Source organism: Roseovarius nubinhibens ISM, assembly GCF_000152625.1.
In the GTDB taxonomy this organism is placed as follows: Bacteria; Pseudomonadota; Alphaproteobacteria; order Rhodobacterales; family Rhodobacteraceae; genus Roseovarius; species Roseovarius nubinhibens.
This window is the reverse complement of record NZ_CH724156.1, coordinates 721,356-736,444: the sequence shown is the minus strand read 5'-3', so window position 1 is coordinate 736,444 and position 15,089 is coordinate 721,356. Positions and strand designations below refer to the sequence as shown.

Sequence of the window (15,089 nt, the reverse complement as noted above, 5' to 3'; positions counted from 1 at the left end):
GATAACCAGCGCGCGGTGATTTCGGATACGTTGCAGCCAGATTAGGAGAATGGCATGAAAATAGGTCTCATCGGCGGCGGCGCCATCGGGTGTTATGTGGCGGCAGAGCTGGCGGCGCGGGGGCTTGGCCCGGAGGCGGTGCTGACCCGGTCGGGGCCGGAGGATGCGCGCGGCAGTGATGGTGTCTTGCGGTTGCGGCGGCTGGAGGATCTGCCCGAGGGGATCACGCTCATGGTGGATTGCGCGGGCCATGCGGCGCTGGCCGAACATGGGGCGGCGATCCTCGAGCGGGGGATCGATCTGATCACCGTGTCGCTGGGGGCGCTGGCCGATCCGGCGCTGGCCGAGCGGCTGAGCGCGGCGGCAGAGCGGGGCGGCGCGCAGCTGCATCTGGCGAGCGGTGCGATCGGGGCGCTTGACGCGCTTGCGGCGGCACGGGTCGGGGGGCTTGCCTCGGTGACCTATGTCGGGCGCAAACCGCCGCGCGGCTGGCAGGGCTCGCCCGCCGAAGAGAAGCTCGACCTGGCCAGGCTCGACCAGGCGGCCACGCATTTCGAGGGCAGCGCCCGGGAGGCGGCGCAGCGCTATCCGAAAAACGCCAATGTGGCGGCGGCGGTGGCCTTTGCCGGGATCGGTTTTGACGCGACGCAGGTGCGGCTGGTGGCGGATCCGGGCGTCACCGAGAATATCCATGAGATCCACGCCGAAGGGGCGTTTGGCACGCTGAGCTTTCGCATCAATGGCAAGCCCTTGCCCGACAATCCGCGCAGTTCGGCGCTGGCCGCGATGAGCGCGGTGGCGGCAATCGAGCGCCGCTGCGCCCCCATTACGATCTAAGCCGTTATCGAGGAGAGCCCATGGCCAACCGTCACACGCGTATCGTCGAACGGGCGATGACCCGGCTCAAGCTGCGGCAATTGCGGCTCTTGGTGGCTGTGGGGCAGCATGGCAGCATCCAGAACGCCGCCCATGATCTCAACATTTCGCAGCCCGCGGCGACCAAGATGATCCAGGATCTCGAGCTCGATTTCGAGGTGAAGCTCTTTGACCGGACCAATCGCGGGGTGGTGCCGACGGTGTTCGGCGCGGCGCTCATCCGGCATGGCAAGCTGATCTTTTCGCAGGTCTCCAACGCGGCGCAGGAGTTGGACGACCTCAACGAAGGCAACAGCGGGCGGGTGGTGGTCGGCACTTTGCTGGCGGCGTCGCCGTCGCTCTTGCCGATGGCGGTCGAAGGTCTGCTCAAGGATCGGCCCAAGGTGGCGATCAAGATTGTCGAGGGCACCAATGAGGTGCTGATGCCCGCGCTTTTGGCCGGCGAGATCGACATGGTGGTGGGGCGATTGCCAAGCCACCGGCACCGCGAGAACATCACGCAGGAGAAGTTCTTTGACGAACGCGTGCTGGCCGTCGCGGGGACGCAGCATCCGCTGGCGCAAGAAGCCAATGTGTCGTTCGAGCAGCTCAAACCCTATGGCTGGATCCTGCCGCCGGTGGAGACCACGCTGCGCCGTCAGACCGATCAGTTCTTTGTGCGTCAGGATCAATATGTGCCGCGCACGGCGATTGAATCCGTCTCCTACCTCGCCAATCGGTCGCTTTTGCGGTCGCATGATTTCATCGGGCTGATGCCCGCGCATGTGGCGGCGCTCGACATCGAGAGCGGTCTTCTGGCGAGCATCGATTGGGTCGCGCCCTTTGGGGCGGGGCCGGTCGGCGTGTCCTATCGCGGCCCCCAGAGCCTGTCGCCCGCGGGGCAGAGTTTCCTGGCTGCGTTGCATGCGGCGGCGGGGCAGGTGGCGCGGACGCTTGGCCCGCTCTGATATCCGGCTTTTGGATACCAGTATTTGTTCAATTCAGTTGTTGTGATGCCTCGGCCATAGGAAAACTTGGGCCCAAGACACAGACAGCAACGAGGTCGGCATGTACAGCTATCCGGAATTGAAACTCTTCATCAATGGCGAATGGCGCGGGGCGGCCGAGGATATGGCGGTGGTCAACCCGGCCACCGAAGAAGAGCTGGGCCGCCTGCCCAAGGCCGGGATTTCCGATCTGCAAGAGGCGCTTGCGGCTGCCGAACAGGGGCTACGCCTGTGGAGCCGGACCCCGCCGCGCGCGCGTGCCGACATCATCCTGCGCGCCGCCGCCCTGATGCGCGAGCGGCAGGAAGAGATCGCCCAGTCGATCACCGCCGAACATGGCAAACCCTTGCCGCAGGCGCGGCTCGAGGTGATCCGGGGCGTGGAGTTTTTCGAATGGGACGCGGGCGAGGCGATGCGCGTCTATGGCCGGGTGATCCCGGCCGCGCCGGGGTCGCATATCTCGGTCCATCATCACCCGATTGGCGTGGTCGCGGCGTTTTCGCCCTGGAATTTCCCGATGAGCCAGCCCGCCCGCAAGATCGCAGGGGCGCTTGCCTCGGGCTGTTCGATCATCCTCAAGGCCGCCGAGGAAACCCCCGCCGGGGCCATCCATATCGTGCGCGCGTTCGAGGATGCGGGGCTTCCCGCCGGGGTGCTCAACCTCATCTTTGGCACGCCCTCGGAAATATCCGGCTATCTCATCCCACAGCCTTCGGTGCGGTTGGTGGCGCTGACCGGGTCGACGGCGGTGGGCCGTCAGCTCACCGCGCTGGCGGCGCAGAGCGACACGCGGGTTCTTATGGAATTGGGCGGTCATGCGCCGGTGATCGTCTGCGAGGACACCGATGTCGAACGGGCGGCGATCAGCGGCGCGGTGCGCAAGATGCGCAACGCCGGGCAGGTCTGTACCTCGCCGACGCGGTTCTTCATCCATCAGGATATTTTCGAGCAGTTCGCCGAGGCGTTCACCCGGCGCGCCGCCGCCACTGTGGTCGGCAATGGCGTCGAGCCCGGGGTCGAGATGGGGCCGCTCGCCAATGACCGCCGGGTGCCGGTTCTCTCGGCGCTGGTCGAGGATGCGGTGGCCAAGGGGGCCGAGCTGCGCTGTGGCGGGGCGGCGATGGGGGAGCGGGGCTATTTCTTTGCGCCCACCGTGCTGGCCAATGTGCCCGACAATGCCCGGATCATGCAGGAAGAGCCCTTTGGCCCGATCGCCATTCTCAACCCGGTGAGGGACCTCGACGAGGCCATCGCCCGCGCCAATGCGGTGCCCTATGGTCTGGCAGGCTATGGGTTTACCAACCGGGCCGATTATATGGCGCGGCTGGTGGATGAGGTCGAGGTTGGCAACCTGTCGATCAACACGCTCGAGGCGTCGCTGCCCGAGACGCCCTTTGGTGGCGTCAAGGCCAGCGGCTATGGCCGCGAGGGCGGCACCGAGGGGCTCGAGAGTTATCTCACCATCAAGAATGTCTGGCATAGCGCCGAGATACGTTAACCCTATTTTAGGAATTTGCCGGCGCGGGCTGTCCCATGGGGCGGCCCGTTTTTTGTTTTCGGGCTGATCTTCTTTAGGAAAGCCAGTGTCAAAGAGGAGAGGGCAAGCGCAATGGCACCGAGCGGCCCTGAGGTTTATTCAGTGTTAAATAATGTGAAGACGAGGCATTTACTCCCCGAGTCCCGTAGACGTGAGAATAGTTTATTTCACGAATTTCCCTTGCTTATTTAATTCTACTGTTAGATTTAGTGCGTATACGCACATTCTAGCAGGAATAGAAACATGCCGAACTATGCCAAGATGTCCGTCGCCGAGCTGCAGGAAATGCGCAAGGAGATCGACGAACAAATCGCCCGTAAGAAAGTCGAAGAACGCGAAGAGGTTCTGGCTGAAATGAAAGCCATGGCAGCCAAACGCGGTTTCGAGTTTTCGGAATTGGTTTCGGGCAAGTCCAAAGCGAAAGCCAAAGACAAGCTGCCGCCGAAATACCGCAACCCCAAAGATGCCTCGCAAACCTGGAGCGGCCGGGGGCGTAAGCCCAACTGGATTCAGGACGCGGTGAAAAAAGGCGCGAAGATCGAAGATTTCGCGATCTGAGATTTATTGGCCTCCAGCCGAGAGATCTGAGAAGATAAAGAACGGCCCCTCGCAATCGCTGCGGGGGGCTGTTTCTTTTTGCCATGGTTCGGGATTGGGATGGGGTGGCCCTGTTAAAAGGACTTTTAAAGAAAGGGGATGCTTTCGGGGCCGTCGATCAATCATAAGATGAGGTGCACGCCCTTTAGCTCGCTATCCGTGTTTTGGCGAAATGGGTTTTATTGGGGCCCTTTGGCGCGCGATAAAAAATTACGCCTATAGGGTGAGTTCTCGCTTGGCCCGCGAACCCATTGGCAGATAGGCTCGCTCGTATCGCCGTTGCCGAGGGGGAGCCTCTTTGCGGAAATACGCTTTGCCTGCCTTGTCGCAGCTCCACAGTTTCGAGGCGGTGGCGCGCCGGATGAGCTTTACCGCCGCGGCGGACGAGCTCTGCCTCACGCAAAGCGCGGTCAGCCGGCAGATCCGCGCGCTCGAAGAGGATCTGGGGCGGGCGCTCTTCCTGCGGAAACATCGCGCCATTGAGCTCACCCAAGAGGGGCGCGATCTTTTCGAGGCGGTGACCCGGGGGCTTGATGAGATTGCGCTCGCGGTCAATGGGCTGCGTCGCGCCAGCGACACGCCGCAGATCACCGTCGCCACCTCGGTGGCCTTTTCCTATTATTGTCTGATGCCCCGGTTGGAGCGTTTCGCGGACCGCTATCCCGAAATCGACCTGCGCATTCTCGCCACCGATCAGCTCGTTGATCTGGGCAAGGATGATGCCGATGTGGCGGTGCTCTTTGGCGATGGCAACTGGCCGGGGGTCGAGGCGCGGCGGCTCTTTGGCGAGAGGGTCTATCCGGTGTGCAGCGCGGGCTATCTGCAGAACCATCCCGAGCTGCGCCGTCCGAGCGACCTGCTCGATCAGACGCTCTTGCATCTTGATGGTGGCGGCACGATCTGGGGCGCGGTGGATTGGCATGCCTGGCTGGTGCAGCAAGGCGTGACCGGCCAGCCGGTGCGGCGGGGCATTCGGCTCAACAGCTATCCGATGGTCCTGCAAGGGGCCGAGGCGGGGCGCGGCGTGGCGCTCGGCTGGAGCTATATCACCGATGCGATGCTCGCCTCGGGGCAATTGGTCTGTCTCTTCGATACGCCGCTTGTCACCAGCTGTAGCTATTACATCGGGGCATCCAGCGCCCGGGCCGCCGATCCGGCGGTCGCGGCGTTTTTGCAATGGATGGTTGAGGAATGCGACGGCATGGAATGATCATGGCATGAGCCAGAGGAATGCGTTGCATTCAAAATGATCGTTTGAGAAAGGGGCAGATTCGGCCGCTACTGGGACAGGAAAACGCCGCGAGGTCCCCCATGCAAGTCACTGCCCCCCGCAAACCGAACCGCCGAGGTCGCGGCAAGCCCGAGACCACACCAGCCCTGCCGCCGATCAGCCCCGGCATGGTCGGGGGCCGCTACCGGCCGCTCACCGGGCCCGAGGTCGAGCGTATTCACACGCTGGTGCTCGATCTCTTGGCCGATCTCGGCCTGTCGCAGATCACCCCCAGCCTCGAAGCCCGCGCCGTTGCGGCGGGCTGCGAGGTGGATGGGGCGGGGCGTCTGCGCTTTCCCCGGGCGCTCGTCGAGGATGTGATCGCCCGCACCCGGCGCAAGTTCACGCTGCACGGGATCGACCCGGCGCATGATCTCGAGATCGGCGGTCAGCGCGTCCATGCCGGCACCGGCGGCGCGGCGCCGACGATCATGGATTTCGCCAGCGGCAAATATCGTGAAAGCACCGTGGCCGATCTCTATGACATCGCGCGGCTGGTGGACCGGCTCGACAATATCCATTGGTATCACCGCTCGGTCGTGGCGCGCGACACCAAGACCATTCTCGATCTCGATATCAACACCACCTATGCCTGCCTTTCGGGCACGACGAAATCCATCGCCGTGAGCTATACCGACAGCGCCAGCGTGCGCGCGGTGATGCCGATGCTCGACGCGGTGGCCGGGGGCGAGGGCAAGTTCCGCGAACGGCCCTTCTGCACCGCCGTCTGCTGTCACGTGGTGCCGCCGATGCGCTTTGCGACCGAGAGCTGTGACGCGCTCGAAGCGGCGGTCGAGGCCGGGATGCCGATCCTTCTGGTCGCCGCTGGGCAGGCCGGGGCCACCGCGCCCGCAGCACTTGCCGGGGCCGTGGCACAGGCCTGTGCCGAAGTGCTGGCGGGGCTCATCCTGTGCAACATCATCGACCCGAATTGCCGGGGCATCTTTGCCACCTGGCCGTTTGTCAGCGATCTGCGCACCGGTGCGATGTCCGGGGGCTCGGGCGAACAGGCGCTCTTGTCGGCGGCCTGTGCCCAGATGGCGGCGTTCTATGATTTGCCGAACTCGGTGCCCGCGGGCATGACCGACAGCAAGCTGCCGGATATGCAGTCGGGCGGCGAAAAGGGCTATACGATCTCGCTCGCGGCCCATGCCGGGGCGTCGATGATCCATGAAAGCGCGGGCATGCATGGCAGCCTCATGGGCACGAGTTTCGAGAGCTATGCGCTCGACAATGACCTGCTTGGCGCGATCCTGCGCACGGTCAAGGGCGTCGAGGTCAATGAGGACACGGTGAACTTTGAGGTGATCCGCGATGTGGTGCTGGGAGAGGGCCATTACCTTGGCCATCCGCAGACCTACACCCGCATGAAAACCGATTACCTCTACCCGCAGATCGCCGACCGCCGCAGCATCAGCGCCTGGGAAGAGGCCGGCGCCCGCGACGCCCGCGAGATCGCCCGCGATCAGGTCAGCGCCATTCTCGCCGACCATTACCCGAGCCATATCCCCGAGGCGGTGGATCGGCAGCTGCGCGACGCGTTCAACATCATTCTGCCCAGAGACCGGATGCGGGCCGGCAATGGCATCTGGTAATCTCAAGAAAAGGAATTTGCTCATGCAATCACATGCAAAGGTCGTGATCGTCGGGGGCGGCATGATGGGGGTCGGGCTTGCCTATCACCTCGCCGAAGAAGGCTGGAAAGATGTCCTGCTCATCGAGAAGGGCGAATTGACCAGCGGATCGACCTGGCATGCGGCGGGCCAATGCCCGAGCTTTATCAGCAATTACAACATGGCCAAGATCCACCATTATTCCAACACGCTCTACCCGCGTCTGGAAGAGATCACCGGTCAGCCCGCGGGCTGGCATGGCTGTGGCGGTATCCGGCTGGCAACGACGCAGGAAGAGGTGGATTGGTTCCGCCATGTGGCCGGGTTCTCGGCCAATGTCGGCTTTCACATGGAGGTCATCGGGCCAGAGCGCATCAAGGAGCTTAACCCGTGGCTCGAGACCGACGGCATCCTCGCCGGGGCCTATACCAATATGGATGGCCATGTGGACCCGTCGAGCGCCTGCAACGCGATGGCGGCGGGCGCGCGGCAGATGGGGGCCACGATCATCCGCCGCACCCGCGTCACCGATATTCAGGTTCTGCCCTCGGGCGAATTCGACGTGGTGACCGATCAGGGCACCGTCCGGGCCGAGCATGTGGTCAACGCCGCCGGCTGCTATGCCCGCGAGGTGGGCAAATGGGTCGGTGTCGAAACGCCGATCACCAATATGGAACACCAATATCTGGTGACCGAACCGCTGGCGGAATTCGCCGGCAGCGATTTTGAATTGCCGGTGATGCGCGACCCGGCCACCGCGGGCTATTACCGGCAGGAACAAAAGGCCGGGCTCGTCGGCATCTATGAACATTACGGCAGCCGCGAAGCCTGGGCCGGGCGCGGCGGCTTTCCCGAATGGGACAGCGAGAACGAGCTTTTCGAGGGCGATATCGACCGGATCGCGCCCTGGCTTGAAAAGGCGCTCGAACGGATGCCGATCTTTGCCAATGCCGGGATCAAGCGGATCATCAACGGCGCCATCCCGCACACGCCGGACGGCAATCCGCTGGTCGGTCCGGCGCCGGGGCTGCGCAATTTCTGGCAATGCTGCGGCTCGGCCATCGGCATCGCGCAGGGCGCGGGCACCGGCAAATATCTCGCGCAATGGATGGTGCATGGCGATGCCGAGATCAACATGCATTGCGTCGATCCGCGCCGCTTCGGGGCCTATGCCACGCCGGACTATACCCGCGCCAAGAGCTTTGACGATTACGAGAACATGTTCGAGACGCCGCTGCCGGGCCGCGAGGTGCATGCTGGCCGCCCGAGCCGGGTGACACCGCTCTACGCGCCGCTCAAATCCAAGGGCGCGGTCTACACCGAGGTCTATGGCTGGGAACGGCCCAAGTATTTCGCCCCCGACGGGTTCGAGGAAAAGCTGCAATACCGCCGCAACAACGTCTTTGACATCGTGGCCGAGGAATGCCGTGCCGTGCGCGAGCGGGTGGGCGTCATGGACCTGTCGAGCTTTGCCAAGTTCGACGTCTCCGGCCCCGGTGCCGAGGCGCTGCTCGACCGGCTCACCGCCAACCGGCTGCCGCGCAAGCAAGGCGGCATCACGCTCACCCATGTGCTGTCGGAAAATGGCCGGATCGAGGGCGAATGGACGATCACCCGTCTCGGCGACGACCGGTTCTATGTGCTCTCGGGCGCAGGCACCGAACGGATGGCGCGCGATCAGCTCAGCCTTGCCGCAGGCGCGGATGTCGAGATCAGCAATGTGACCGACCGCTATGGCATGCTGGTGGTGGCCGGGCCCAAGTCCCGCGACGTGCTGGCGCCTCTCACCGACGCCGATCTGAGCAACGCGGGCTTCCGCTGGCTCTCGGGTCAGGAGATCGAGATCGCGGGCATCCCGGTGCGCGCCCTGCGCGTGAACTATGTGGGCGAGCTTGGCTGGGAGCTGCACGCGCCCATGGCCGATCTGGCGCGTCTCTACGATGCGATCTGGGCCTCGGGCACTGACCACGGCATCGCCGATTTCGGCGTGCAGGCGGTCAATTCGCTGCGCATGGAAAAGGGCTATCGCGGCTATGCGGCAGAGCTCACCAATGAAATCACGCTGATCGAGGCCGATTGCCAGAGGTTCTATGCACCTGACAAGGGCGATTTCATCGGCCGCGCGGCCACCGAGAAGGTCCACCAAGAGGGCATCGTGACCAAGCTCGTCTATGGCGAGGTGGCTGCCACGGATTGCGACATCTATGGCGGCGAGGCGGTGATGCAGGGCGACCGGGTCGTCGGCGTCTGCACCTCGGGCGGCTATGGCCATGCCACCGGCAAGAGCCTCGCCTTTGCCTATGTCTCCCCCGAGATCACCGAAGGGCTCGAGGTGGTGGTGCTCGGCGAACGGCGCGCATTCACACTGCATGACGCGCCGGTCTGGGACCCCGACAACGCCCGGCAAAAGGCCTGAAACTCTGCCAAGTCCGGCGCGCGATCCTTCTCCGGGCCGCGCGCCTCTTTCTGGTTCCAAATACCCAGAATGCCCGCCGCGCCAAACCGCGTGACAGCGCGGCGGCATGTCGCATAAGGTTAACTGTCCCCGAAAACTGAACCTGAGGCGACAGATGGACCCGCTCAACCGTGGCACGCTCAACCTTCTGGTGCTGCTCACCCCGCATTTCAACATGAGCGCCACCGCCGGGTTTCTCGACCCGTTTCGCGCCGCCAATTACCTTGAAGGCCGGGGCTTGGTGCGCTGGCAGATCGTCTCGGAAAAGGGCGGGGCCTGCCCTGCGAGCAATGGCATGGTGATCGACACAAGGCCGCTATCAGAGCTGCGCGAGGCGCGGGGAGAGACTGCGCCCGACATGGTGATCGTGTCGAGCAGCTGGACGCCCGAGGCCAATCGCAGCCCGCAATTGCACAGCGCGCTCTGGCGCTGGGCGCGGCAGGGGGCGACCTTGGGCGGGCTCGACACCGGGGCCTTTATCCTTGCTGAGGCGGGGCTTCTAGACGGGCGGCGGGCGACGGTGCATTACGAACATATCGACGCCTTTGGCGAGATGTATCCCGATTGCGAGCTGACCGAGGATCTCTTTGTCTATGATGGCAATCGCATCACCTGTTGCGGTGGCAGCGCGGCGGTGGATTTCGCGCTCAACATCCTGCGTGGCACCCATGGCGACGACATCGCCAATGCCGCCGCCCGCTATGTGTTTCATCAAAGCGTGCGCCCGGCGGGCAGCCAGCAGAATGTCGAGGCGCTCGAACCGCTGGGCAACAGCGCGCCGGTCTCCGTGCGCCGCGCCATCACCGAGATGGAGCGCCATCTCGAACAACCGCTGAGCCTGCCCGAGATCAGCGACCGCGCCGGACTGTCGCAGCGTCAGCTGGAACGGCTCTTTCGCACCTATGTGGGCAGGACCCCGGCGCTCTACTATCGTGACATTCGCCTCGACCGGGCGCGCGGGCTGGTGACCCAGACCGAGATGCCGCTGGCGCAGGTGGCGCTCGCCTCGGGGTTTTCGACACAGGTGCATTTCTCGCGCTCCTACAAGGAGAGGTTTGGCCTGCCACCGCGCCAAGACCGGGTCGAGGGCCGCGTGCCCTTTGAGTTTCGCGCCTGGCCGATGCACCGTCCAAGCCGCGAAAAATGAGCGTGCGTGTCGAATTAGGATAAATGGACGGCGATCTAAGTGTGGTTTACCGGGCCGTTTGAGAGGATGCTGAGATCATAGGGCACCCGGGATGCGGTGCCGCGACCACAGCAAAGCTCGGGAGGCTGCCATGTTCGAAATGCCATCAAAGGATGCGTTCGCCCGGATCGGCGAGGGCTATGCGCCAGAGGCGGGCCGGTCGCTGTCGCTCAAGGCCGATGCCTATACGCGGCAGGAATGGTTTCAGGCCGACCGCGCCGCGATCCTCGGGCGCAGCTGGCAATGGGTTTGCCATGTCGAAAAGCTGCGCGAGCCGGGGGCCTATATCGCCATCGAGATCGCCGGTCAGCCGGTCGCCGTGCTGCGCGACCGCGACGGCGTGCTGCGCGCCTTCTACAACGTCTGCAAACACCGCGCGCATGAGCTGCTCCGCGGCGAGGGCAACACGACGCGGATCATGTGCCCCTATCACGCCTGGGTCTACAAGCTCGACGGGCAGCTGGTGCGCGCGCCAGAGACCGACCATCTCGAGGATTTCAATCCCAAGGACATCTGCCTCGACGCGGTGCAGGTCAGTGAATTCGCGGGGTTTGTTTTTGTCAATCTCGACCCCGACGCCGCGCCGCTGGCGGAACAATCGGGCAATCTCGAAACCGAAATCCGCCATTGGGCGCCGGATGTGGATCAGCTCACCTTCGGGCATCGGCTGACCTATGAGATCAATTCGAACTGGAAGAATGTCGTCGACAATTTCCTCGAATGCTATCACTGCCCGACCGCGCATAAGGATTTCTGCGATCTGGTGGATATGGACACCTATAAGGTGACCACCTACGGCATCTATTCCTCGCATATGGCGGATGCGGGCCAGGGCGAAAACAGCGCCTATGACGTGTCGAACGCCACGGTGCGCACCCATGCGGTCTGGTGGCTTTGGCCCACGACCTGTCTCATGCGCTATCCTGGCCGGTCGAGCATGATCGTGCTCAACATTATCCCGGTGGGGCCGGACAAGACGCTCGAGACCTATGATTTCTATCTCGAGACGCCGGAACCGGATGCGATGGAACGCGATGCGATCCGCTATCTCGACGAGGTGCTGCAGGTCGAAGACATTAGCCTTGTTGAGAGCGTGCAGCGCGGCATGAACACCCCCGCTTTTGCTCAGGGCCGGATCGTCAGCGATCCCAGCGGTTCGGGCAAATCGGAACATGCGGTGCATCATTTCCACGGGCTCGTTCTCGACGCCTACGCTCAGGCGGCAAAACGGGCTGCAGACCGGGCCGCGCGATGAGCGCGGCCGCCAAGGGCACGTCGCGGCGTCCCAATATCGTGGTGATCATGGCCGATCAGCTCGCGCCGCATTTCACCGGCGCCTATGGGCATCAGGTGGCCAAGACCCCGCATATGGATGCGCTGGCGGCGCGGGGCATGCGGTTCGACGCGGCCTATTGCAACGCGCCGCTCTGCGCGCCGTCACGCTTTGCCTTCATGTCGGGACAGCTCATCAGCCGCATCGCCGCCTATGACAACGCGTCTGAGTTCCGCGCCACGGTGCCAACCTTTGCCCATTACCTGTCGGCGCTGGGCTATCGCACCTGTCTCTCGGGCAAGATGCATTTCGTCGGCCCCGATCAGAAACATGGGTTTCAGGACCGGGTGACCACCGACATCTACCCCTCCGATTTCGCCTGGACCCCGGATTGGGAGGCCCCGGACGAGCGGATCGACAAATGGTATCACAACATGCAGACCGTCAAGGAAAGCGGTTGTGCCATTGCCACGTTCCAGACCGATTACGATGACGAGGTGGAATTTGCCGCGCGGCGCTGGCTCATCGACCGGGCGCGCGACCGGGCGGCTGGGCAGGAGGCGCCGTTATGCATGGTGGCGTCCTTCATCCATCCGCATGATCCCTATGTGGCGCGGCCCGAATGGTGGGATCTCTATTCCGATGACGAGATCGAGCTGCCCGAGGTGCTGCCGCTCGCCGATCACGACCCGTTTTCGCGGCGGCTCATGGATGGGATCGAGGCCTCCTATGTGCCGCTCTCGCGCGACGAGGTGATCCGGGCGCGGCGCGCCTATCTCGCCAATGTGAGCTATTTCGACAGCAAGATCGGCGCGCTGGTGAAAACCCTCGATGAGACCGGCGAGCTCGACAACACCGTGGTCATCGTCACCGCCGACCATGGCGATATGCTGGGCGAGCGCGGGCTGTGGTACAAGATGAACTTTTTCGAGCATTCCGCGCGGGTGCCGCTCATCATGGCGGGGCCGGGGGTGGTGCAGGGCGCGGCAGCCAACGCCTGTTCGCTCATCGATCTCTTGCCGAGTTTCCTCGAGATTGCCGGCGCTGACGAGAGCGTGCTGGGCGAGCCGGTGGATGGGCGCAGCCTGATGCCATTGGCGCGCGGCGAGGCCGATCCGCAGGACGAGGCGATCAGCGAATATTGCGCCGAGATGACCGCTTGGCCGGTGTTCATGATCCGGCGTGGCGATCTCAAATACATCCATTGCGATGGCGATCCGCCACAGCTCTATGATCTCTCTGTCGATCCCGGCGAGCGGGTGAACCGGGTCGAGGACCCCGATTACGCCTGCCGCGCGCGCATGTTCGCCGAAGAGCTGGCCGGGCGCTGGGATGGCGAGAAACTGCGGGCCGATATCATCGCGACGCAACGCTCGCGGCGCCGGCTTCATGCGGCGATGGAGGCGGCGGGCGGCGAGAGCTGGGATTACAACCCGCCGCGCGATGCGAGCCAGGAATATGTCCGCAATCACATGGATTGGACGGTGGCGGCGGCGCGGTACAGATACCCGCCCCTGAAGGAGACAGACAAATGATGTTGGAAGGCAAGGTCGCATTGGTGACCGGCGGGCGCGGCGGCATCGGGCGCGCCATCTGTGCGCGGTTGATGCGCGAAGGGGCGACGGTCTATGCCGCCGATCTGAACGAGGGCGGATCGCTCGGCGCGGGCACGGCGCCGGGGCAGTTCCTGCGGCTCGATGTGGCGGACGAGGCCGAGGTGATCGCCGCCATGGCAGAGGTGCGCGAGGCGGCGGGCAAGCTTGATATTCTCGTCAACGCGGCGGGGATCGAGATCGAAAAGACCATCGAGCACACCACGCTCGAGGAATGGAACCGGTCCTTTGCAGTCAATGTCACCGGCACGTTTCTCACCTCGAAACATGCGCTGCCCTTGATGCGGGCGGCGGCCCAGGGTGGCACCACTGCCAGCCTGATCAATTTCGGCAGCTATGACGGGTTCATCGCCGATCCCGGCCTCGCCGCCTATTGCGCGACCAAGGGCGCGGTGCACGCGCTGACCCGCGCCATGGCCTGCGATCACGGTCCTGAAGGCATCCGCGTCAACGCCATCTGCCCCGGCTATATCGACACGCCGATGCTGCAGAGCTTTTTCACCGGCGACGGTTCGGGCGGCGGCGGCAAGGGCATCGACGAGCTGCAACAGGCGGTGCGCGATGTGCACCCGATGCGCAGCTATGGCACGCCCGACGACATCGCCAACCTCGTCAATTGGCTCGCCTCCGACGAGGCCCGCTATGCCAGCGGTCAGCTCTGGGTGCTCGACGGCGGGCTCTCGGCGCAAGTGCAACAGATGAAACTCTGACGGGGACCGCGACCATGGCCAAACCGAACCCGGTGATCATCACCTGCGCGCCGACCGGCGGCATCCACACCCCCACCATGTCCGAGCATCTGCCGATCACCCCGAGCGAGATCGCCGAGGCGAGCATCGGCGCGGCCGAGGCCGGGGCATCGATCATCCATCTGCACGCCCGCAACCCCGAAACCGGCCAGCCCGATGCCGATCCAGAGCTCTTCATGCAGTTCCTGCCGCGCATCAAACAGGCGACGGGCGCGGTGATGAATGTCTCGACCGGCGGCGGCCTCGGCATGAGCCGCGAGGACCGGCTGCGCGCGGCACTCCGGGCCAGCCCGGAAATGGCCTCGATGAACATGGGCTCGATGAATTTCGGCATCTTCCCAATGAAGGCGAAATACAGCGACTGGAAACATGACTGGGAGCCCGAGTTCCTCGACATGACCCGCGATTTCATCTTCCGCAACACATTCGCCGATATCGAATATGCGATGCGCGAGCTGGGCGATGGCCATGGCACCAAGTTCGAGTTTGAATGCTATGATCTGAGCCATCTCTACAATCTCGCCTGGGTGATCGACCAGGGCTGGGTCAAGCCGCCGTTCTTCATCCAGATGGTGTTCGGCATCCTCGGCGGGGTCGGGGCCGATCTCGACAATCTCGTGCATATGCACGGGGTGGCGCAGCGGCTCTTTGGCGACAGTTACGAATGGTCTGTGCTGGCCGCCGGGCGGCATCAGATGCGCTTTGCCACGCAGGCGGCGCTGCTTGGCGGCAATGTCCGGGTCGGGCTCGAGGACAGTCTTTACATCGGGCCGGGGCAGCTCGCCCGCTCCAACGCGGATCAGGTGACCAAGATCCGTGGCATCATCGAAAGCCTCGGTCTCGACATCGCCACGCCCGAGCAGGCGCGCGCGCGGCTCGGGCTCAAGGGCGGCGATCAGGTTTCATTCTAAGGGCGCGACAGAGAGGATCAGGG

12 protein-coding genes are annotated in these 15,089 nt (G+C 64.0%); all 12 read left to right on the top strand.

Annotated features, from left to right (window positions below):
- Nucleotides 1-54: 54 nt before the first annotated feature.
- The 12 genes from ISM_RS03660 (at nucleotide 55) to kce (ending at nucleotide 15,066) form a co-directional block, all read left to right on the top strand.
- Nucleotides 55-837, top strand: a complete 783-nt coding sequence (locus ISM_RS03660; protein ID WP_009812762.1) for an aspartate dehydrogenase — start codon at nucleotides 55-57, stop codon at nucleotides 835-837.
- A gap of 20 nt (nucleotides 838-857) precedes the next feature.
- Complete coding sequence (locus ISM_RS03655) at nucleotides 858-1,823, top strand: LysR substrate-binding domain-containing protein (RefSeq protein ID WP_009812761.1); 966 nt, start codon at nucleotides 858-860, stop codon at nucleotides 1,821-1,823.
- A 100-nt stretch (nucleotides 1,824-1,923) separates the two neighbouring features.
- The gene (locus ISM_RS03650; protein WP_009812760.1) at nucleotides 1,924-3,360 is read left to right on the top strand and encodes an NAD-dependent succinate-semialdehyde dehydrogenase; all 1,437 of its coding nucleotides are present in this window, start codon (nucleotides 1,924-1,926) and stop codon (nucleotides 3,358-3,360) included.
- A gap of 282 nt (nucleotides 3,361-3,642) precedes the next feature.
- A complete protein-coding gene (locus tag ISM_RS03645; RefSeq protein WP_009812759.1) occupies nucleotides 3,643-3,957 on the top strand; it encodes an H-NS histone family protein in 315 nt (104 codons plus the stop codon).
- Nucleotides 3,958-4,318: 361 nt separating this feature from the next.
- Nucleotides 4,319-5,206, top strand: a complete 888-nt coding sequence (locus ISM_RS03640; protein ID WP_009812758.1) for a LysR substrate-binding domain-containing protein — start codon at nucleotides 4,319-4,321, stop codon at nucleotides 5,204-5,206.
- A gap of 101 nt (nucleotides 5,207-5,307) precedes the next feature.
- Entirely contained in the window at nucleotides 5,308-6,861 is a 1,554-nt protein-coding gene (locus tag ISM_RS03635) for a trimethylamine methyltransferase family protein (protein ID WP_083780891.1), read from the top strand.
- Between the two features lie 22 nt (nucleotides 6,862-6,883).
- Nucleotides 6,884-9,295, top strand: a complete 2,412-nt coding sequence (locus ISM_RS03630) for an FAD-dependent oxidoreductase (RefSeq protein WP_009812756.1) — start codon at nucleotides 6,884-6,886, stop codon at nucleotides 9,293-9,295.
- 154 nt (nucleotides 9,296-9,449) lie between these two features.
- Nucleotides 9,450-10,481 carry a GlxA family transcriptional regulator gene (locus tag ISM_RS03625; RefSeq protein WP_009812755.1) on the top strand — a complete coding sequence of 344 codons (1,032 nt, stop codon included), beginning with the start codon at nucleotides 9,450-9,452 and terminating at the stop codon, nucleotides 10,479-10,481.
- Nucleotides 10,482-10,611: 130 nt separating this feature from the next.
- Nucleotides 10,612-11,775 (top strand): aromatic ring-hydroxylating oxygenase subunit alpha, encoded by a 1,164-nt coding sequence (locus tag ISM_RS03620; RefSeq protein ID WP_009812754.1) that lies wholly within the window; start codon nucleotides 10,612-10,614, stop codon nucleotides 11,773-11,775.
- Nucleotides 11,772-13,328, top strand: coding sequence for a choline-sulfatase (gene betC, locus ISM_RS03615; RefSeq protein WP_009812753.1), 1,557 nt, complete (start codon nucleotides 11,772-11,774; stop codon nucleotides 13,326-13,328). The genes ISM_RS03620 and betC overlap by 4 nt, the downstream gene beginning before the upstream one ends.
- A complete protein-coding gene (locus ISM_RS03610; protein WP_009812752.1) occupies nucleotides 13,325-14,116 on the top strand; it encodes an SDR family NAD(P)-dependent oxidoreductase in 792 nt (263 codons plus the stop codon). Before betC ends, ISM_RS03610 begins: the two co-directional genes overlap by 4 nt.
- A 14-nt stretch (nucleotides 14,117-14,130) precedes the next feature.
- Complete coding sequence (kce, locus tag ISM_RS03605; protein WP_009812751.1) at nucleotides 14,131-15,066, top strand: 3,5-dioxohexanoate:acetyl-CoA acetone transferase; 936 nt, start codon at nucleotides 14,131-14,133, stop codon at nucleotides 15,064-15,066.
- Nucleotides 15,067-15,089 lie beyond the last annotated feature (23 nt).